Source organism: Sphingomonas sp. PEI4, from assembly GCF_056679955.1.
Map to the genome: position 1 here is coordinate 189,897 of NZ_JBWXPI010000003.1, position 20,996 is coordinate 210,892.

Consider the following 20,996-nt stretch of genomic DNA (forward strand, 5'->3'; position numbering starts at 1 on the left):
TCGGACATAAGCCAACATTGCGCAGCGAACACCAAAATTTGTTGCCATGGACTCAGGCGTCATGCCTACGCCATCCAGCCTGACAACGACTATTGGCCGAAGTCGACGCGTCCTTAATCTTGTGCGCTGCGGTGTGTGCCTGTAGGTATTTCAACAATGCGGTTTCCAGAACCGCACGATCAATAAGATAATGGGGTTCTACGATGACTGACACCTTTCCGTTTCAAACGGTGCTCATCACTGGAGGCGCCGGTTTTATCGGGTCGCGCGCCGTTTCGATTCTGCGTGAGAAGGGCGTTCGGGTCATCGTCGCCGACAACGGATATGTCGGCTTGCCGCTACCCGAGGCGTCGGACGGAATTGTGCCCGTCAATGTCGATATCCGCGATCAGCAGGCGATAGCCGCAGTGCTCGCCGAACACCGGCCCGATGCGATCCTTCATCTGGCCGCCGTGCATCATATCCCGACCTGCGAGCGCGAACCGCATCTTGCCTTCGACGTCAACGTGCTCGGCACGCAGGCATTGCTCGACGGGGCACTCGCAGCAGGCATCAAGAACCTCGTCTTTGCATCGTCGGGCGCGGTCTATCGCTGGGATGATGGCCCTCTCGACGAGGCCGAGACGCTAACCGGCGCGACCGACGTGTATTCGATCACCAAATTGTCGAACGAATACCAGCTTGCCGGCTGGGCAGCGCGGACGGGCGGACGGGTACATATTGCCCGTCTGTTCAACACGATCGGCACCGGAGATCCCAACGGTCATCTGATTCCCGACATCCTGGAACAGATCGGCACCGGCACAGCCAGTCCAGTGGTAAAGCTCGGCAACACTAAACCCAAGCGCGATTATATCTTCGTCGAGGACAGCGCGGCAGGCTTCGTTGCCCTACTGGAAGGGTTGCCGGAGGGCGAACCGGTCGAGTATTTTAACCTGTGTACGGGCGACGAAATGTCGGTCGGCGACCTCGTCGCCATGATGGGCGAGCTGATGGGTGTCGATGTACACATCGAAAGCGATCCGACGCGTTTTCGCAAGATCGATCGCCTCCAGCAACTGGGTAACCCGACCAAGCTGAAGACGCGCCGCAACTGGACGCCGCAATGGACTGCGCGCCGTGCCGTTGCCCGGATCATGCGAGATCTAGGCTATAAGGTCATTGATACCGATCAGGCGCCTGATCGATGAAGGTTCTGCAGGTCCACAAAGACTTTCAGCCGCTATTGGGTGGCGGTGGCACCGCGCGCCATATCCATGGCCTTGCCCGCGCGCTCGCGGCGAAGGGATGTGAGGTGCGTGTGGTCGCACCTGATGCTGAGGATATCCAGGTGCCCTATACGACCGCGCGGGCGACCGCGGGCGAACTAGGACCGCATCTTGCCTGGGCGGACGTCGTTCATGTTCATGGGGCTCGATCGGGCTATGCGGTACGCGGCGCAATCGGCGCGGCGCGGCGCGGCAAGCCGTTCTTCTACACTCCCCACGCATTTTATACCCCGCATAATAAGGTAAACGCGCTTACCAAGGCCATGTGGGACCGGACTGCGGAGAAATTCTTGCTGGAAAAGGGATCGCAGACGATCCTGCTGACCGATGCTTGGTTTGGCTGGTTGAAGGACCGCAGTATCTCCGCTGCCAAGACTTCGATTATCCCCAATTGTATTACGGCCACTGATCTCATCACACCGACCGCACCTGCCAAGATCGCAGGCCATCCGGCGATCCTGTCGATTGGTCGGCTCGATAAGGTGAAGCGAATCGACGACGTTATCCGTGCGCTCGCTGAGCCAGCGCTGGAGCAAGGCCAACTGCACATCGTGGGCAAGGGGCAGGAACGCGATGCGCTCGAAGCGCTTGCCAAGGACAAGGGCGTTGCCAGTCGCGTGACCTTTCACGGCTTCGTCGATGACGATGGCGTTGCGGCTATGATGGCGGGCGGGCATGTCTTCGTACTTGCATCAGAACAGGAGGGCCTGCCGACCGTGCTGCTCGAATCCCTAATGGCCGGGATGCCGATCGTCTGTTCGCGCATCCCCGGCAATCTGGCGATCGCCAGTGTCGGCAAGGTCGAAAGTACCTATGACGTCGGCGACGTGCCGGCTCTTGCCCGCCTGCTCGCCGCCTCGGTGGATGCCAGCATCGATGCAGGTGCCGTCGATGCGTTGCGGCACGCCTTCACCTGGGAATATCGTGCGGACGAAATCTTGTCGCTTTACCGCGCCGGACTGAATGGGAAGCAGGGAGCGTGAGCGCGGGCGGACGCAACGTCGTCTTCCTGTCCGCCTATCACGACTATCGGACGGCGAAGCGCGCCAGCATTCAACAGGTTGCTGACGGCCTAGTCGCGGCCGGCTACGACGTGTCGTTCGTCTCAACCCGGTTCAGCCGCCTGTCGAAGATCACGGGCGATTCTCGCATGTTCTTGTGGGACAAGGCAAACCAAGTCGAAACGGTCAACGGTATCCGCTGCTATCTGTGGCGGACAGCGGTGCATCCGTTCCAGTCGGGCAATACATTGCTTAATGCGGCGATGGCACGGCTGTACCCGCTGTATGCGGAAATGCCCGACCGGCAGTTCGATGCCTTCGTCCGCGACGCCGATTATGTCGTTTTGGAATCAAGTGTTGCTGCGATCTTCATGCGTCGGATCAAGCGGCTCAATCCCGATGCGAAGATCATTTATTATGCCACCGATCGGCTGGATACGGTGGGCGCGCATCCCTTCATCCGCGAGCGGCTGGAGGCCGATGCTGCGTTGATCCACCACGTGTGTCTGCGCTCCCCGAAGATGGCATCGGATTTCCAATGGGCGAAGGGCAAGCTGTACCGTGCAGAATTTGGCATCGAGCCAAACGATTTTGCCGGCATAGGCGTCAGCCCGTATGTGCCAGGCAGGCAAACGGCTGTGTCGGTTGGCTCGATGCTGTTCGACGCCAGCGTCTTCCAGCTTGCCGCTACGCAATTTCCCGATGTCGACTTCCACGTCATAGGTTGCGGCACGACGTTCGAGGCGCCGACCAACGTTCATGTCCATGCCGAGATGAAGTTTGTCGATACGCTGCCCTACGTGAAGCATGCCACCGTTGGTATCGCACCGTACCGCCCTGCCCCCGGCGTCGACTATCTAGCGGAGTCGAGCCTGAAGATGGCGCAATACGAATATTTCGCCCTGCCGGCAGTCTGCCCGTCGTTTGCCGTCGGAGACGTTGTCAGCCGGTTCGGCTATGCGCCCGGGGATGCCGTATCGATCGGCGCCGCTATGACGGAGGCCCTCGCAGCTGCGGGAACGATCACCCCCCGCACCTTCCTGACCTGGCAGGAGGTTGCCGACCGCGTGGTTGAGCCACGCCGTTACCCGGCCATCGCGATCGGCTGATTTCGGCTAAAGTTTTGACTAACTGTATATTTACCCGGTTTACTGACCATTCGCAGTGAATCTCTGAGCTAATCCTCCGTCAACAGCGGAAAGGAAGTTCGGGGCATGATCGGGGTCAATTTATCGGGCGCGGAATTCGGTAAGGTCGGTGGTGCCTACGGATATTCGTACATTTATCCATCAGCAGCTGACATCAAATATTATACCGATCGCGGCGTCGAACTGTTTCGCCTGCCTGTGAAATGGGAGCGGTTGCAGCCGACCGCCAATGGCGAGCTCGACGCGGCCGAGCTCGGCCGACTGAAAAAGTTTTTGGACGCCGCCGATGCCGCTGGCGTCAAGGTCATCGTCGATGTCCATAATTTTGGCACTTACAAGGGCGACAAGGTGGGCTCTGGCGAGGTCCCTAACGAGCAGTTTGCCGACTTTTGGAAAAAGCTAGCGAGCGAGATCGGCGACGTAAAGTCCGTCTACGGTTATGACCTGATGAACGAGCCGAACAAGATGGGCGGTGCGGATGTCTGGCCGCAAGCGGCACAAGCCGCAGTCGATGCGATTCGCACCGTCGACATGGACACAAAGATTTACGTTGAAGGCAATGCCTTCGCCGCAGTCAAGAACTGGGCGGCGAACAATGCCAGCCTTGACATCCAGGATCCGGCAGGCCTGATCGTTTATCAAGCGCATATCTATTTCGATCGCTGGTCGTCGGGCACCTATGGCGAGACGTACGACCAGCAGGGCGCGACGCCGGAAATGGGTGCGAAGGCGATCCAGGGCTTCGTCGCGTGGCTCGCGGAGCGCGGTGCCGAGGGGATGATCGGCGAATTCGCAGTGCCGGACAATGATCCGCGCTGGCTGGCCGTGCTCGACAATTTTCTGACGGCGGTGCGCGATGCCGGGTTGGAGGCGACCTATTGGGGTGCTGGGCCGTGGTGGGGAGACTATGTCCTGGCGCTGCGCAACAAGGACGGCAGCGAAAGCGCGCAGCTCGACGTGCTCGAGAAGCATATCGCGCTGGCGTCCGAAGACTCGGCCGTGCCGCCCATCGTTCCTCAAGGCAGTACCGTCATTGGCGGCAATTCGGTGATCGACGGCACCGCGATCAGCGATTCGCTGGCCGGCGATGCGCGTGGCAACGTGCTGAACGGGCATCAAGGCAATGACGTGATCGAGGGCGCCGCCGGCGCCGACCAGATCGACGGCGGAACCGGAATCGATACCGCCAGCTACGCCGGATCGTCTGCGGGCGTTCGGATCGATCTGGCCGTAGCCTCGCAACAGGGCGGCGATGCTGCAGGAGATACGCTGACAGGCATCGAGAACGTCATCGGATCTGCCTTCGCCGACGTGCTGAAGGGTGATACGGGCGCCAATCTGCTTCGTGGCGGAGCCGGTGACGACCAGCTGGTGTCGAGTGGGGGTCGCGACACGATGGATGGTGGCGACGGTATAGACACCGCGGACTTTTCAGCGGCACCATCGAGGATTACGGCGAACCTCGTCACCGGGACCGTTACCGTCAGCGATGGCAGCGTCACGATGCGTGATATCGAAAACGTCATCGGCAGCAGCGCTGCCGACCGGATCACGGGCGATGCAAAAGCGAACACGCTCGTCGGCAATGGAGGTACCGACACATTGGACGGAGGTGCGGGCGCTGACCGGCTGATTGGCGGAACAGGCAACGATACCTATGCCGTCGATAACGTTGGCGATGTAGTGGTCGAGGAACTCGGCGAAGGCATCGACACCGTACGTACGACGCTGACAAGCTATACGCTAGGCACCAATCTGGAAAAGCTGGAGCTGGAAGGGGTCGGCGACCAGACGGGACGCGGTAACGCGCTCGCCAACAGCCTGACCGGCAACGCTGGTATCAATCATTTGTGGGGCTTGGCTGGCAACGACAGTCTCTATGGCAAGGACGGAAACGACGTCCTGGATGGTGGCGACGGCAATGACGTGCTGGACGGTGGCACTGGCGCGGATATCATGAGCGGCGGGGCAGGCAATGATATCTACGTTGTCGACGATGCCCGCGATATTGTGGTCGAACAGGCCAATAGCGGCACCGATACCGTAAAGTTGGGCATTGCCACCTTTACCCTCGGCGCCAATGTCGAAAAGCTGATCCTGACCGGAACCGGTGGCCAGAGCGGTATCGGCAACGGCCTTGCCAACGCGCTGACTGGCAGCGTCGGCAATGACGTACTGGCCGGTGGTGGTGGTGACGACACGATCGACGGCGGCAAGGGCGCCGATTGGATGGAAGGCAACACGGGCAATGACGTCTTCACGCTCGACGATCTTGGCGACACCATCGTCGAGCGCGCCGGCGAAGGTACCGACACGGTCCGCACCAGCATCTCGGGTTATATACTCGCCGCGAACGTCGAAAAGCTGATCCTGACCGGAACGGGCGATCTTGCCGGCAGTGGCAATGCGCTTGACAACGTACTGACCGGCAATGCCGGAGCCAACCTGCTGCACGGTGGGGGCGGTGTCGACAAGATTAATGGCGGCGCAGGGAACGACCAGTTGTTCGGCGACGATGGCGAGGATGCACTAACCGGCGGTGCGGGTGCCGACCGACTGACCGGCGGCATGGGCAAGGACGTCTTTAAGTTCGCACTCGCCGACAGCGTCACGGGCGCACCGGACGTGATCACCGATTTTGTACAAGGTCTCGACCGGGTCGACCTGTCGGCGATCGATGCCCGCACCAACAAGAGTGGCAACCAAGCCTTTGCCTTCATTGGCAGCGCCGCTTTCTCTGGCTGTGCCGGCGAGTTGCGGTATCAATCCGGCGTGGCGGACGGGCACGGTATTACGACGGTGCAGGGTGACGTCGATGGCAACGGTGTCGCGGATTTTGCTCTAATCCTAGACCAGTTCAGCAACGCATTGAAAATTGCCGACTTCATGCTCTAAATGATTCTAGGGTCAGGACGCATTGATGTGGGAGGCGCGATCTGATTCAGGCTCTATGAGGAGACTTGGGATGATTGACCCGTACTGGCTGACGGACGAGCAGATGGCGCGCCTGCGACCATATTCCCCATGAGCCATGGCAAGCCGCGAGCCGACGGCCGGCGGGTATTTAGCGTCATCGTTTTCGTGAACCGCAATAGGCTGCGCTGGCGTGATGCGCCTATCGTCTACGGTCCTCACAAGACGCTCTACAATCGCTAGAACCGGTGGAGCAAGATGGTGTGTTCCTCCGCATAATGGAGGGGCTGGCTGCTGCTGCCGATCCAAAGACCGTCATGATCGACGTGACGTATCTGAAGGCGCACCGCACGGCATCGAGCCCGCCGGTAAAAAGGGAGATCTCGGACGCCTGATCGGTCGCACCAAAGGCGGTAGAAATGTTAAACTTCATGCCGTGACTGATGCACTCGGCTGCCCGCTCAGCTTCTTCATGCCCGCGCTGGACATGTCAGCGACTACACCGGTGCAGCCGCGCTCAAGGCACAGTGGCTGGTCGGCGACCGCGGCTACGACGCTGACTGGTTCGGGAATGCCTTGCAAGCCAAGGGCATCCAGCCGTGCATCCCAGGCCGGAGGTTCCGGCGTGAGCCCATCAAATATGCCAAGCGCTGCTACAGGCGCCGTAGCCGTGGCGAAATCATGTTCGGACGGCTGCAGGACTAGCGCCGCGTTGCGACCCGCTACGATAGGTACCCGACGGTTTTCTTGTCCGCCATCGCCCTTGCTGCCATCGTCATCTTCTCGCTTTGATCAACGAGTCCCGACCCTATAACCAACTCTTTTCCAGCGGGCAAAGCTCGTTGGCTAAGATAAACCAAGCCGCTTGGGTGATCTTGAGGCGCCCAATGTATGGCTTGCGATAACGGCTATCTGGTTTAGGCACAACGTGCGTTCTCCTGTCCTAACTTATGGACGGGCGCTTCGCTTGTAAGGTCAATCCGCTGTTCTGGCCGAGAAGGCCGTTGAGGGAGCAATCATCTGGTGCTGCATGATTAACCTGGCTACCCCGGGAACAGGGGCTTCCGTACCCGCCTTGCCGTCATTGAAACGGGATGCTGCGTGGACGGCGGTCGATACATTGGTGTCGGCAGGTCTTACGTTCCTGTTTCGGTTGACCATCGCTCGGTTCGTGGCGCCAGCCGAGTTTGGCGTTTTTGCACTTGCGCTGACAACCTTCGCGATCGTGCAAGTCATCAACGAATTTGGCATGGCGGCAACCCTGATCCAGCGACCGGCGGATCGCTTGACCGATGAAGTCGTTAATACCGCCTATGCGGCCTCGACCCTGGTCTCGACAGGACTGTTTCTGGTCAATCTTGTCGTTATCGCACCTTTGTCGGCATGGATATACGGCAGCGAGCGGGTCGGGATCGTCACGGCTGTAATCGGCATCTCGTTCCTGTTTACACCAACCGTAAGCATTTCACGTGCCCTGCTCTTTCGGCAGCGCGATTATCGTGCAGTGACAATAGTGCGTATTATCGCAACCTTGCTTAGCCTACTGGCGGCAGGCATAGTCCTTGCTATGTTTCGCAATGTCTGGGCGCTCGTCGTGCAGATCGTTTCTGCTCAGATATTCCTTGCCGTCCTTATGTATCGTGTCGGTGACTGGCGCCCACACTTCCGTCTGAGCCGTGCCGCGTTTCGTGAAATGATCGGATATAGCGGCCTCGTGTTTGCCAATGACGCATTTACAGCATTAGCAAAAAATCTTGACGTTATTGTGCTTGGTAGAATGCTGACCCAGAACCAGGTTGGTCTGTATTCGCTTGCGTTCTACATCACCGATGTAGTACGCATGAATATAGCTTCTATATTAAATAGAGTTATGTTTACGCAATATTCTGCTTTGCAAAGCGACATGGCGGGGGTTCGTTATTACGTGATCCGGACCATGTCGTGCAATGCACTAGTCTTGCTTCCCATGATGATCGTATTAATAGTTGCCGGTCCGATCCTCCTGCCGGTGATGTTGGGCGATGGTTGGCGCGACATGGGGCCGACCCTGCAGCTTTTGGCCTTTTCTGTCATGCTGGGCGCCGTCGGCGGCACGACGTCGACGGTGTTCAAGGCGCTGGGGCGTCCTGGTGTAGAACTGGTTATTGCTGTACTGACCTCCACCGTTCTTCTCGCTCCCGCGCTTATTATAGGCGTCCGTTTGGCCGGGATTGCTGGCGCTGCCGGGGCCATCGCGTTCAAGGTGCTGATCAGCGTCATTATCCGTCAGATTGTGCTCGATCGTTTAGTCGGATCTACTGCGGTGCTGATGATGAAGGCGACTGCCGGGGCGCTACTAGCCCAATTGCCGATTATCGCTGTCTGGTTGATCGTGATGCACACTCTGCCGCTGGCACAGCCTGCGCGCGCCATCGTTGCGATCATCCTGGGACTTGTCGCATATGCAGGGCTATTGCTTGCACTGCGACAGGTGGATAGCGCTGCATGGCCCGCCTTCTCGTCGGGAACACCGGGCCCCACTGCCGAAACCAATGAAGGACAGCTTCGATGAACGCGATTAGGAAGGCCGCCAAGATCATTCCCGTCCGCCAACGCGAAGCAATCCGTGGTAGCGTGCGTAGCACGCAACGATCCATCCGGGACTTCTTCCTGCGACAGGCCGTGCGCAATCGGTTTGCGGCAGCCGCTTATTACGCTGTGGCAAATCACGAAATGCTACGTGAGGCACGGGCCGTGGCAGCCGGGCAGCTGCAATATGCCGCTGACAACCGGAGTGCAGCGGCCAGCTATTATTTACTTCGCCGCAATATCCATCGGTTGGAAAAAGGGTTGATCATGCGGCCCCGGCGTCCGGTATTCGCAACGGACTTCATTGGTGAAACCGTCGAAATCTTTACGCATGCGATTACCGCCTCGCAGGGCGAATGGAATAGCGAACTGATCTGGGCGGACGACGTCCTGTCCGATTATTTTGCGGCCGTCGATACCAGTGCGCCGAAAGTGGCGACCGCATACGCTCGATTCCAAGGAGTCGAGAAATCTGTGCGGGCGCCCACCAATGCCGCGCGTCTGGTGCCTTATGCGCGTGATCTTTCCGTGCCGCCGCCCGTCGACTTTGAGGCGTTCATGTCGTTGACCCGTCGTCGCAGGTCGGTACGCTGGTTTCTGGACAAGCCGATCGATCGAACTTTGGTCGATCGTGCGCTCCAAGCGGCCGCGCAATCGCCCAGCGCCTGCAACCGGCAGCCTTTTCACTTCAGAATCTTCGACGTACCGGAAGCAGCCCAGAAGATTGCGTCGATTCCAATGGGCACGAAAGGCTTTTCGCAACAGGTTCCAGCCGTTGCGGTCGTTGTTGGCCAGCTTCGCGCCTATCCTTACGAACGCGATCGTCACGTCATCTATATCGATGGCTCATTAGCCGCGATGAGCTTCATGTTCGGTCTAGAATCGATCGGACTTGCTTCCTGCCCGATCAACTGGCCGGATCAGGAGCCGCATGAAAGCCATATGCGTAATGCACTCAACCTTGCCGATGACGAGCGCGTCATCATGCTCATTGCGTTCGGCTGGCCAGATCCGGAGGGACAGGTCGCCTATTCGACCAAGCGTGCCGTCGAAGATTTGCGTGTGTACAATTGACGCTCAGCGATGTGAGGCGGTGCTACTAAGCTGGAGTTTTAGGCGATAGGTTGCGTAGTTCCAATTTACAAACACACAGTAACCGACCACCATCGCGCGTTTTAGTAATGAAATGCTTTCCAGCTTCAACGCGCGACGAATTCGCGACCGGGGTGGTAGCGCATGACGTGCAGCGAACCGTAGCCCGTTTTTCCAACCGGGCCGGCGATCGCGTTCCCCGCCTACAGTACGGCGTAATTTGCTGGCAATTTCCTGATGCGAAACACGGGCAGGATGATCGATCGTCGCATTGGGCGCATAAACGAGCTTGTATCCCGCAGCGGCAACTCGCTGCCCCCAGTCGGCGTCGCCGCCCGACCGTAGCTGACCGTTAAACGGTCCCACCTTGTTCATCACCGTCCGGGTGGTGAACATGTTTGCGGTCGCGGCGTAATGCCCCTCTTTGACATAGGTTTCCTGCGGGAAAGCGATGGCCATCTCAAACAACTCGACTAATGTCGGTTTGTTGCCAGACATGGAGGTCACAAGAACGCGACCTCCAGCCAGCCCGATGTCAGGAGCTGTCCAGATTGCCGCGACACCGGCGGAAAGCCAGCCTGGATGTGGGCGGCAATCGGCATCTGTAAAGGCCAAAACCGTACCGGTTGCTTCTTCCAACGCCTTGTTACGGGCGTTGTAGGATCCTGGCTTTTCTTCGCGCAACAGCCGCGCCGGGCCGGAGATGGCAGGCAGGATGTCTGATCCGTTGTCCACCACTAGTATTTCAAAGTCCCCAGCATAATCCTGCTGTTCCAGTGCCTCAAGGCACCGGAACAGGCGATCGTTGTCATTATAGGTAGGAATGATGACAGATACGGTAGGCGACGTCATGCAGATGCTCCTCGCAGGGTGTCGTCAACCTGATCCCACATGTTTGCAACTTGCGCTTTCAATCCAGCGGCGCGCTCCTGCAGTCGCGCGCTATACCCCGGCCGGTCGGCAATGATCGACTGAATCAGCGCACAAACCTTCGCTTCCGCACCGGGGGTTACAGTAACCAACGCCTCCGGACAGCCGAAATCGGCCAGTAACTCGGCATATTTGTGCGACCAGCCAAATGCCACCACCGGAGTGCCATGCGACAGCGCGCCGACCAGCGCATGAAAGCGCGAACCGATGACGACCGCCGAATCTGCCAATACGCCCTTCATAACTTGTGGACGGTCTTCGGTAAGTTGATCGATCTTTCCGAGCCGTTCCGACAATTCCGCGGCCAGCGTGGCATCCTGGCGGGTATCGTGCAGAGCCACGAATGGCTCACCGAATGCCTCACGGGCGGCCGCAGCCGATGCGGCAAGAAGATCAACATAGAGCGTGCGGGTTGCGGCATCGGAATTGCGCACCATCATGTGGTTGGGCACAATCGCGGGTCTGCCTACGAACTGCGCATGACGCGGGTCACGCAAGCCCTGCAGGCCGATAGTGAAATCGGGGCAACGGCGCACATTCGGCCGGACGCCGAACGTACCTTCAACAAAGGCCTGGGTGCTGGCGTCGCGCACGAACACCAGACTTGCTTCATCGATGACGCGGGCAAAAGCGGTACGCACATCATCCTTGTCGAACGGGCCCATGGCCTGCGGCAAAAGAATGACGGGCATTCCCGTCCGTTTGCGCCGGTTCAACGCGGGATACAGACGATCACGGATTTTCTCTGCGCCCCAGTCATCGCCATAAGCGAAACCCGAGGCATCGAGTACGGCATCGATTTCCCCGTCGGTAACTAACCCGATACGGCACCGGAGCCGACTCGGCATGCGCTCGATCAATGGATTGATATTGAGCGGTCCAGCACGGCGGATGATCTGGTACAAGCCATAAGGGGCGCGGACGTCATAGTCACTCGCTGCCACGGCAGCAAGGCGGTTACCTCGGCCGACGCGCTCACGTGCCGCAAGCAGCATCATGGCAGCGCCGTGGTTGTCAAAGTTGATGCCTTTTACTTCGATGGTCTTCATCGTTTGGCGCGCGCCAGCCTCCGATATCTATGGTTTTGTAACGTGAATATGGCGGCGCAATACGCTCATCTGTGGTTTTTCGCCATGGCTGTCTGGCTGGATACTGAAAGGATAGGAACCCCACCAACCGCCACCGGCCCAATAGGTCCAGCCAAGCCACGCATCCGGTGCACGTTCTATTCGCGTCAGCATCGCCTCCAGTGCAGCTAAGCACGGCGGACTTGCAGCGACGCCGAACTCGCTTAGGATCCCTCGGGCATGCTGCTCCCTGAGCCAGGTAGTGACACCGTCGAGCCGTCGAGCAGCGGCATCGGCCTCAATGCAATCGTTATGAGTGCCGGACGAGTCGCTATCGGCATATTGATGCAGTTCGTAAGCAAAATTATTGCCGGGATCCCGGAAGCCGGTGAAAGCGACTGCGTTTGATTTGTCGCTGCCGGCGGTCCAGCTATGCGCACCGGTCCACCGTACCCCAGGGACCAGTACCAGGTTACGGGCGCCTGTCATGCGGATCGCCTTGACCACCTGATCAACGACGCTTCGCCAGGCTTGAGCGTCAATGTCATGCGGCTCGTTCATCAGCCCGAACACGATGCGCGAGTCATTGCTGTAGCGTTGGGCAAGACGCACCCACAGATCGGTCAGCAATGCCCCGCTTTGCGGATCGGCGATCGTCGTGCCCTGATAACGGGCATAATTATGGACATCCAGAATGATCCGCTCGAACCCCGACAAGGTGGCCAAGGACGCGTCGATCCGCCGCATCTCGGTCGCGTCAAGCGGCACCAGAGGCCGGGGCTGAAGTCTACCCCATAGCACCGGCACGCGCACGATGTTCATCCCCGCCGCGACGAACGGCGCCGCCTCGCGCGCATTGGGATAGGCATAATGCTTGCCGTAGATGGCGGATTTCTGCTTGGAAGCGAAACTACCCGCACCGAGGTTGACCCCAGTGTACCGCAATGGCCGAATCTGCGTAGTGCTTGTCGCCTTTCTATCATCAGCCTGCTGGGTCGATGACGCTGCCAACGCTACCAGGCTTGCACCTGCAGTTAAGAACGCCCCTACTATCATCAGGATTGGAAAAAATTGCCGCGGGATAACTCGATGCTCCTACCTAGAAACGGTAATTAGTCAGGCAGAGAAGGCGATCAACAGAATTGATCCCACTGTTGCTCTTTAACTTGTTTACAACACCGCTTTTTTTAAAGTGATAGGCTATAACGGGTCAGGCGTATCGAGGGCGTTTGCCGGTTGCAGACGGCGACGCGTTACGTACCGCGCGAGCGGCAGGATTGCTACGACCTTCCTTTACGAAATAGCCGACCATGATCCATAGCAATGCCGCCGTTTTGATCGAGCTGGAGCTGGTCCCGCCAACCAGCAGCCACAGGTACAGGTAAAAGGCGAGACCCCAGCCCAGCCGACGGTGATCTGAGCTACGGTCGGGGACGATAAGGCTAATATATACACAATATATAGCAGCCCCTAATAATGACATGGATGAGATCAAATATCCATAGCCAGTATCCATTGCTTTAAATCGCCGATTAGGGTTTCCAAGTAAGAACTCGCCAATGTTCGTTTGGACTAGGTAATTATAAGTAACCCAGAGCCGCCCAACTAACGTATCGCCGCGCTCCTCTGCATGAAATTGGAATAACATAAGCGTCCCGCACAGACTGAAAAAGCATAGTATTATCGCCAGTTTGTTGGTGACCCGTGGAAAGGCAAAATAACCTCCGATGAATACGAACATCATCAGCGTTGCCATACGGGCATTGTTGGTAAAGATAATGGCCAGCGTAGTGACGGCAATCAGGCAGCTTTCTGCCTTACTGATCCGATTGAACATCGTAATCAAGTAGATCATCAGGACGATGCCAAAGGCGTTGATGCCCGTCTGTTCGAGGAAGATGGTGGAGGTGCGCGGACCGTTCCACAAGCCTAGCGAGAAGCGCCCTGCATAATTGCCAGTGCCTACCGACAAGCCGGATTCCAGTTGCCACTCGGGCAAAGGATAGCCCCGTGTCGCGGCAAAATAATCGAGCGGACGGAACAGAAGAGCATATGTCGGCAGTGCGAACATTTCCATAAGTAGCACGGTAAGCGCGATGGCAGTGCATATGTTGAACGTCGCCCGAAGGCTACCTAAGGTAAGCCTGCTGCCCAACATCGTGAAGATGCCTACGATCATCGCGACACGCAGCCCATCAACGAACATACGCTCTGAGAACAAGGAAATTACGAGCGCCAGTGTAACGTTGAGATAGAGCAGCGCCAAAGATGGATAATCCCATTTCTGGATACCACTGGCGGCGACCAGCCCAGCTGCCGTCATCAGGATCAGCAACTCGGCAGCGGCGACGATACCAAAATTAAGAACAAGACCATGACAATTTATGATCGCCAAAATCGCATTGTAGCAGACGGCAAGGGTGGTGACCACTACCGTCCCAGCTTGGTAGCTCGAGTTATTCGCCAAGGACGCGTTGTTTCGCCTGGTAACATCGATCGTCATTCCGGTCACGCGAGATTCCTTGGGTAGCATGAACACGCGGTCGATGCCGCTGTCTTACGAAAGCGACATCAGGCATTGGCACGCAGGCATTGCTAGCACCCTATTCGACGCCTGTGGTACCTATTAATCTATAATCAAAGCTGCCAAGCTCGCAATGCCGGACGATTTCAGGCTCAGAAACCTTGAACGAGTCATGATCGAGAAGCTCGATCCAGCAATCTTTAAAGAGCCCGCGTTGAGGTATGCCCCAAGTGAAAATGGCATTGACGTGTGTCTGTTAAAGGGTTCGATGGGACGAGCCTGAAATTGTGTTCGGATGCCTGTGATAAGATCGCTTTTAGTACGTGGAACAGCAAGTCTCTGCTAGTGCACCGAGTCAGACAGAAGGTGCAGGCAGCCTGGCGAGTTTATCGAAGATTTCAGCAGCGGGCTTGGTCCAGACGAAAGGCTTGGGGTCGGCGTTGTGTTCCTTGAGGTAGCGTTTGATGGCAGCCTGAAGATCAACGATGCCGCTGAAGGCGCCGCGCCGCAGCCGCTGTCGAGTGAGGATTGAGAAGAAGCCTTCAACGGCATTGAGCCAGGAGGCCGATGTCGGTGTGAAGTGGAAGGTCCACCGCGGATGGCGACCGAGCCAGGCTTTGACCTTGGGGTGCTTGTGGGTGCCGTAATTGTCCATGATAGCGTGGATGTCCTTCCCGGCGGGAACTTCACGTTCGATGGTGTTGAGGAAGCGAATGAACTCCTGATGGCGGTGCTGCTGCATGCAGCGGCCGATCACCGCGCCATCGAGGATGTTGAGGGCGGCAAACAGGGTCGTGGTCCCATGTCGCTTGTAGTCGTGGGTCATGGTGCCGCATTTGCCGGGCTTGAGCGGCAGACCCGGCTGGGTGCGATCGAGCGCCTGGATTTGGGACTTCTCGTCGATCGACAGCACCAGGGCGTGGGCCGGCGGGTGCATGTATAGGCCCACGACGTCTTCTACCTTGGCGGCAAAAGCCGGATCCCTCGAGCGCTTGAATGTCCGGATGCGGTGCGGCTGAAACCGGTTGGCAGCCCAGATCCGCTGGATCGTGCTCAGGGACACGCTCATCACCTTCGCCATGGCCCGTCCGGTCCAATGCGTGGCCTCCCCTGGCGGCTCAGCACAGGTCAGTGCCAGAACCTTGGCAACCACAGTTGTGGAAAGCGGCGCTGTGCCGGGCGGGCGTGTCTTGTCGCGCAGCAACCCATCCACACCTTGTTCGGCAAAGCGGGCCTGCCAGCGCCAGACTGCTGGTCGACTGGCACCGGTCCGCCGCGCCACCGCCTGCACGGTCAACCTCTGGGACGAGGCTAAAACGATCCTGGCGCGCTGGGCGTGCTTTAGCGCCCGGTTCCGATCGGCGACGATCGCCTCCAACCGAGCCACGTCTTCAGGATTCACGATCACGCATACAGTCTGCGACATCCGCCCAGTCTCGCACGCCGCAGCCCAATTGTGAATCACCCGAGTGGGTCAGTGCACTAGAGTGTCGTGACTGGTCGACTTTGACACCATTCCATTGTCCAGCCTTTCTTCACTATGCTGTATCGCTCGACGGACTGCATCTGTCGTTCAGGTGCTTCCGTGTAGAACTTGTCATATAGCGCATCCGTCCACCCGCTTGTAAACGATGTACCATCAAGCCTAGAGCCAACATTGTGAAAACCTTTAAGGTTTACCTTTTTCCCAGTCGATAACGTATCGCGACGGCAGTCATAGACAAGAGAAAGCTAGGGTTGCCCACGACGTAGCGCCGGAGCAACCGGCGTGGCTCCTGTCCCAGTCGGTATACCCATTCCATGCCGTAGCGCTGCGCCCATTCAGGCGCTCGCGTCACAGCGCCGGCAGTAAAATCGAGGAATGCGCCGATGCAGCAGGTGACCACCCCAATTCTGTCGGCCCATTCGTCCGCCCATAATTCCTGGCGCGGCTGACCCATGCCGACGAATACGACTTGTGCTCCGCTGTCACGGATACGATCGGCAAGCGCAGAAGCATCTTGTGCGCCAAAGAATCCGTGTTGGGTCCCGACTACTACAACATGGCGATAGCGGTCAGCGATTACGCGACCAGCCTGTTCGGCGATGCCAGGGGGGCTACCCACAAGAAATAACCGTGTCGCCTGTGGCAGTGACGCCAGCAAACATGGCATCAGATCCGTCCCATTCAGATTGGCGGGAAAGCTGCGTCCATAGACCATGCGGCTGGCTATCTCCAACCCGATCCCGTCGTTAAACACCGTCATCCGTCGCAACGCCGCGACAAAGGCAGGATTAGCCCTCGCTACATTGACACTGTGCGCGTTGCAAAAGGCGAACATCGCCGGTTGCTGTGCTTCCACCGCCGCCAAAATCGTTCTGACCGCTTCGTCAATAGGGCTTCCGGTGACGATAACGGGGCCTATGGCACGCGTATCGATACGTGCGGTGCCGTGGCCCTCCCATATACCTTGTTTCGGCTCCTGTACGGCCATCGATCATTGCCCCAACAGTTTTGTGCTTGTTATCAGATCTATGATGCAGTGCAAAACGGCGGTCGTCCATTACGATTCGTAGTGGCGGATGTTGGTTACTATTGGCTAGCACCGCACTTTTTTTTCCAAGCCGCGTACAAGAGACGAATGTATGGCAATCAACGGCTTGCGTCACGACAGTCGGGCGCAATTGGTTAGCACTTCCTACGTTTTTTAAAAACGGCTCAGAAGCGCGCCATACGTTGGAGGATTGCTTGCGTTAGCTCGCGCCGATGGGGGGCAGGATCAGGCCTATGACAGGACCTTCGACTAGCGCGAGACGACATCGACTCTGCGTTGTCTTGCCTCAAATTTGCTGGGTGACGCCGACCGACCGTGAGCCTTACGGATAAGTATGCGCAGTTGTCCGTAAGGCACTACCGGACCGCCCGTCATCAATCCATCAGGACCGATCCGAGCAACATAGTCCGCGATGTCGTCAGCGTATCCGCGACGCGGCGTACCTCACGCATGTCGCTCGCACCCCTGCGGGTCAGCATCACCATTGCATCGCTGCCGTCGCTGGCTGCCAGTGCAACTTCTCCGCCGACCTCCAGGATGATCATGTCGTAAATATCGGTCAGGGGCTGTAGACGTCGGATCAGACGCTGGCGATCAAACAGTTCGCTGGCATTGGGTACGGTCGGACCGGCAGCCATTAGTGTCAGTCCCGGTACCGAGGTCGCCTGCCCCACGCCGTCGAGATCAACGTCACTTGCAAGAAAGGTGGAAACGCCAATTCGGTTCGGGAGTCTGAATAAGGCGTGCAATTGGGGTGCGTCGAGCACCGCATCTACTACCAATGTCCGATAGCCGGCCTGCGCGAAGGTAACGGCCAGATTGGCGGCAACCAAGCTGCGTTCCGAGCTTGCGTCGAAACCCAGCAGCGAGAGCGTACGGATCGTGCGATCGCTTTCAGTCGCACGGCGCGTGATCTCGCGGCGCAGGCGTCGAACCTCGAGTGACAAGGGATCGTTGGGATCGAACGCGGCAACAACAAGGGGATCGACCATGTCCGAGCCTTCCGGCAGGACAAAGAACTTCTGCTGTTGCTCGATTGCGCTTCGCAGTTCCGTATCTGATATCAGATTTAGTGCTACCGCCGCCTGACCGAACAATTCGCCTGTCTCGTCCTGTCGTTGCAGGGCGCGCTGCACATCTGTGTCGGACAGGACGCCGGTTTCGAGCAGGACCTTGCCAATCCGCTGCCAGTCTTCCGCGCGCGCCTGTTCCTGGAAGCCATCGGCTCCCCGGCTTTTCGGATTGGCTCGAAGTCTCATATGCTGCCCCCTTCGGCCGACAGGCGCCGGGCGATACCAGATCTGCCGAATTCGATAGACCCCAATACCGGCGCGTCAGTGGCAGAAGACAGGCCGGATAGCGTCCGTACGCGGGGCAGCAACAACTCGAGCAGTCCAGCTACCCCCACCGCGAGCATCGCGCCCAACACCAGCCCGAGCAGGATACGAACCGGAATGTTAGGAGTGGTCGGCAGTACCGGCGGACGTGCCTCGTCAAGCTGACGAACGTTGGTGCTCGGTAGTTCGGCCTGCAACCGCATCGTGCTGAGGCGGCTCATGACATTGTCATAAGCCGCTCGCGCTGAGTCGACGTCTCTTTGCAGAACGTCGAGCTGACTCCGGTCGCTACCTAGGCCCAGCACGTGGTTGCGCTGCTGATTGACAAGCGCACGCAGTTCCGCCTCACGGCCGCTTGCCGCGTTGCTCGCGACGCCGACCGACCGTGTGCCGGTTCCGATCTCGGTATTAAGCTTCGTCCGCAGCGTATTGAGTTCGGCTTCCGCGGCGCGGATGACCGGATGGTTCGGACCATAAACGGTACGCATTTGGCTGATCTCGGCGGACTTGCCTGCAATCTGCGTTCGCAGGCCTTGCACTACGCCGCTCGACTGGACCTCACTTGACGCCGAAGGACCGCTTTCAGCCTGGGCCTGAGCCTGCGCACGAGCGGCTTGCGCATCCGCAAGTTGCGTCTCCAACTGCTTCAACCGCGCAGTTTCCACATCCGCCGTCCCGATACTGATAACCCCGGTTCGGCTCTGATAATCGACGAGCCGCCGCTGCGCCTGTTCGAGACTGGCGCGGACCTCGCCGGTACGTGCCTGAAACCACTTGGTATAAGCACGCGCCGGATCCGTTTCGAGGCGCAGGCGTGTATCGATGAACGTCGCTGCAAAACCGTTTGCCATCTGCGCAGCAACATCGGGATCGCGCGCCTTGTAGCGCACCGACAGAACGTTGGTGTTGCGTTCAGGCTCGACTGTCAGGTTGCCAAGCAGAGAACGACCGATCCAGCTTTCTATCGTACCCGGTCTCCCCGCAGCCACCCAGCGCGCTCCTACGTCGGGTTGATCCGCCAGATGAAGGCGTTTGACCATATCCGTGGCAGTGGCGGCGCTAGCAATGATATCTGCTTGCGTTCCCATGACATTAGCATCGATTTTGGGCTGGGCGCCGTCCGCATCGACTGTCTGGGTTTGACGATCATCAAATAACAGAGTCGCCGTCGCAACATATTCGCGCGGTGATACGATCGTCCATGCTATAACAAGTGCTAACACGACGGCGGCAATGGCAAGTTCCAGCCGCCAGCGTGCCCGGAGGGCGGCGATTAGATCCGGCAAGTTCACAAATGGTCTCCCGCGGCAAAAGGGCCTTCGCCTTGGCGTCGTTCGGCGAGAATAAGCTTGGCGATCAGAAATTGCGGCGCAAGAGAGTCGCGAAACATCGTGCGGCCGAGTTGGCGGCCATCGGCGATGAGGGCAGCGTCGAGGCCGTGTGACACGGCATCGGTCGTCTGCTGGGTCAAACCATCATCGATCGCAGCTTGCAGGGCGATCTGCGCGAGTATGGGCCACGCTGCCGGCTCGCGGGCAAGATGGTCGAACAGAGCGCTATCCTCTTCGTTGAGCGAGGCCCATCGGCGGGTTGCAGCTGCAAGGCCTTGCAAGGCCGCTGCTTCATCCACCACAGTACTGGAACGAGCCAGCGCCGCCAGCCCAGCCTGATGGCAGAACAGGCGTACATGATAGGGCGAGCCGGCAGATGCCTTCTCGATCAGACGGGTAGCATCAAGATCAAAGACGATTCCACTTCGCTGGCTACCCCCGGCGATGAGGCTGCGAACACTGTCATCGCCGATCCGGCGCAGTCCTATAGCAACCAGATGGCGACGCAGCGAGGGATGTAGCGCAATCAGGTCGTTCACGTTACCCGCGATGCCGACGACAATCAGTTGCAACGGAACGCGGGCATCTGACAGCAACTTCATGAAGGTGGCGACGTCTTCCTGAAGAGCGCGATCGGTAATCCGGTCGAACTCGTCCAGAATGAAGAGCAGTCGTGCGGACGTTACCTCCGCAAGAACCGATACCAGTTCGCGGGGGCCAAAATCGCTACCCAACGTATTCAACCGCTGGCTGAAGCCGGCCTGTTCTTCGCGAGCGATTGCCATGCCCGGAATGAAAGGCAGATAGGGGCCAAGCAGTGCCGCGAAGCTGTCGATCGCATCGCATGCGAAATAGATCGTTACGATCCCGCGCTGATCGGCCTGCGTGCCAAATACGCGGACAAGCGAGGTCTTGCCTGACCCGCGCGCGCCGTGGATCAGCGCATGGGCCTCCTCGTCGAACACGGTTGAAACCAGCGTCGCGATTTCTTGTTCACGGCCGGCAAGTTCGGTAGCTGCATCGACCGGACGTGACGAGTTGAACGCAGCGTGCAGCGCTTTGCGTTTGTCCTCGGTATTAGGATGGACTGCCACAACCGCTGGCGCCGTTGCGACCTTGGGTACGACAGAAGGATTCGCCGCAACAGGCTTCGCCGGCACCTCGGTGGAAAGTAATAGCACGCGCTTGGATCGAGACCGGATGCCCAGCCAATGATACATCCGATTGAACAGGCCACTCATTGGGCAGGTCCATTGATTGAACGTGAGACAATGCGTTGCATT

At 58.4% G+C, this 20,996-nt stretch carries 15 protein-coding genes and 1 pseudogene; 7 read left to right on the forward strand and 9 right to left on the reverse strand.

What is annotated here, in order from left to right:
* The first annotated feature begins 203 nt into the window (after positions 1-203).
* From AC1MLZ_RS22045 to AC1MLZ_RS22075, 7 genes and pseudogenes are all read left to right on the forward strand, one after another.
* Positions 204-1,190, forward strand: a complete 987-nt coding sequence (locus tag AC1MLZ_RS22045; protein ID WP_480962093.1) for an NAD-dependent epimerase/dehydratase family protein — start codon at positions 204-206, stop codon at positions 1,188-1,190.
* Positions 1,187-2,251 carry a glycosyltransferase family 4 protein gene (locus tag AC1MLZ_RS22050; protein ID WP_480962094.1) on the forward strand — a complete coding sequence of 355 codons (1,065 nt, stop codon included), beginning with the start codon at positions 1,187-1,189 and terminating at the stop codon, positions 2,249-2,251. The genes AC1MLZ_RS22045 and AC1MLZ_RS22050 overlap by 4 nt, the downstream gene beginning before the upstream one ends.
* Complete coding sequence (locus tag AC1MLZ_RS22055; RefSeq protein WP_480962095.1) at positions 2,248-3,378, forward strand: GumK N-terminal domain-containing glycosyltransferase; 1,131 nt, start codon at positions 2,248-2,250, stop codon at positions 3,376-3,378. The genes AC1MLZ_RS22050 and AC1MLZ_RS22055 overlap by 4 nt, the downstream gene beginning before the upstream one ends.
* Positions 3,379-3,483: 105 nt before the next feature.
* Complete coding sequence (locus tag AC1MLZ_RS22060; protein ID WP_480962096.1) at positions 3,484-6,312, forward strand: cellulase family glycosylhydrolase; 2,829 nt, start codon at positions 3,484-3,486, stop codon at positions 6,310-6,312.
* A 70-nt stretch (positions 6,313-6,382) separates the two neighbouring features.
* Positions 6,383-7,122, forward strand: a pseudogene (locus AC1MLZ_RS22065) (IS5 family transposase).
* Between the two features lie 238 nt (positions 7,123-7,360).
* Positions 7,361-8,881 carry an oligosaccharide flippase family protein gene (locus AC1MLZ_RS22070; RefSeq protein WP_480962097.1) on the forward strand — a complete coding sequence of 507 codons (1,521 nt, stop codon included), beginning with the start codon at positions 7,361-7,363 and terminating at the stop codon, positions 8,879-8,881.
* Positions 8,878-9,972: a nitroreductase family protein gene (locus AC1MLZ_RS22075; protein WP_480962098.1), complete on the forward strand. Its 1,095-nt coding sequence runs from the start codon at positions 8,878-8,880 to the stop codon at positions 9,970-9,972. Before AC1MLZ_RS22070 ends, AC1MLZ_RS22075 begins: the two co-directional genes overlap by 4 nt.
* Before the next feature lie 3 nt (positions 9,973-9,975).
* Here AC1MLZ_RS22075 and AC1MLZ_RS22080 read toward each other — a convergent pair whose 3' ends face one another.
* The 9 genes from AC1MLZ_RS22080 to AC1MLZ_RS22120 all read right to left on the reverse strand — a co-directional run bounded on the left by AC1MLZ_RS22080 (position 9,976) and on the right by AC1MLZ_RS22120 (position 20,954).
* Positions 9,976-10,842, reverse strand: coding sequence for a glycosyltransferase family 2 protein (locus AC1MLZ_RS22080; protein ID WP_480962099.1), 867 nt, complete (start codon positions 10,840-10,842; stop codon positions 9,976-9,978).
* Entirely contained in the window at positions 10,839-11,969 is a 1,131-nt protein-coding gene (locus AC1MLZ_RS22085; RefSeq protein WP_480962100.1) for a polysaccharide pyruvyl transferase family protein, read from the reverse strand. The genes AC1MLZ_RS22080 and AC1MLZ_RS22085 overlap by 4 nt, the downstream gene beginning before the upstream one ends.
* 27 nt (positions 11,970-11,996) lie before the next feature.
* Positions 11,997-12,932, reverse strand: a complete 936-nt coding sequence (locus AC1MLZ_RS22090; RefSeq protein ID WP_480962101.1) for a glycoside hydrolase family 5 protein — start codon at positions 12,930-12,932, stop codon at positions 11,997-11,999.
* A 265-nt stretch (positions 12,933-13,197) separates the two neighbouring features.
* Positions 13,198-14,499 (reverse strand): hypothetical protein, encoded by a 1,302-nt coding sequence (locus AC1MLZ_RS22095; protein ID WP_480962102.1) that lies wholly within the window; start codon positions 14,497-14,499, stop codon positions 13,198-13,200.
* Positions 14,500-14,866: 367 nt separating this feature from the next.
* Complete coding sequence (locus AC1MLZ_RS22100) at positions 14,867-15,937, reverse strand: IS630 family transposase (RefSeq protein WP_480962103.1); 1,071 nt, start codon at positions 15,935-15,937, stop codon at positions 14,867-14,869.
* 250 nt (positions 15,938-16,187) lie between these two features.
* Entirely contained in the window at positions 16,188-16,985 is a 798-nt protein-coding gene (locus tag AC1MLZ_RS22105) for a WecB/TagA/CpsF family glycosyltransferase (protein WP_480962104.1), read from the reverse strand.
* Between the two features lie 434 nt (positions 16,986-17,419).
* Positions 17,420-18,304 (reverse strand): cyclic di-GMP-binding domain-containing protein, MshE-related, encoded by an 885-nt coding sequence (locus AC1MLZ_RS22110; protein ID WP_480962105.1) that lies wholly within the window; start codon positions 18,302-18,304, stop codon positions 17,420-17,422.
* Positions 18,301-19,674 carry a GNVR domain-containing protein gene (locus AC1MLZ_RS22115; RefSeq protein ID WP_480962106.1) on the reverse strand — a complete coding sequence of 458 codons (1,374 nt, stop codon included), beginning with the start codon at positions 19,672-19,674 and terminating at the stop codon, positions 18,301-18,303. The genes AC1MLZ_RS22110 and AC1MLZ_RS22115 overlap by 4 nt, the downstream gene beginning before the upstream one ends.
* Positions 19,671-20,954, reverse strand: a complete 1,284-nt coding sequence (locus AC1MLZ_RS22120) for an ATP-binding protein (protein WP_480962107.1) — start codon at positions 20,952-20,954, stop codon at positions 19,671-19,673. The genes AC1MLZ_RS22115 and AC1MLZ_RS22120 overlap by 4 nt, the downstream gene beginning before the upstream one ends.
* Positions 20,955-20,996 lie beyond the last annotated feature (42 nt).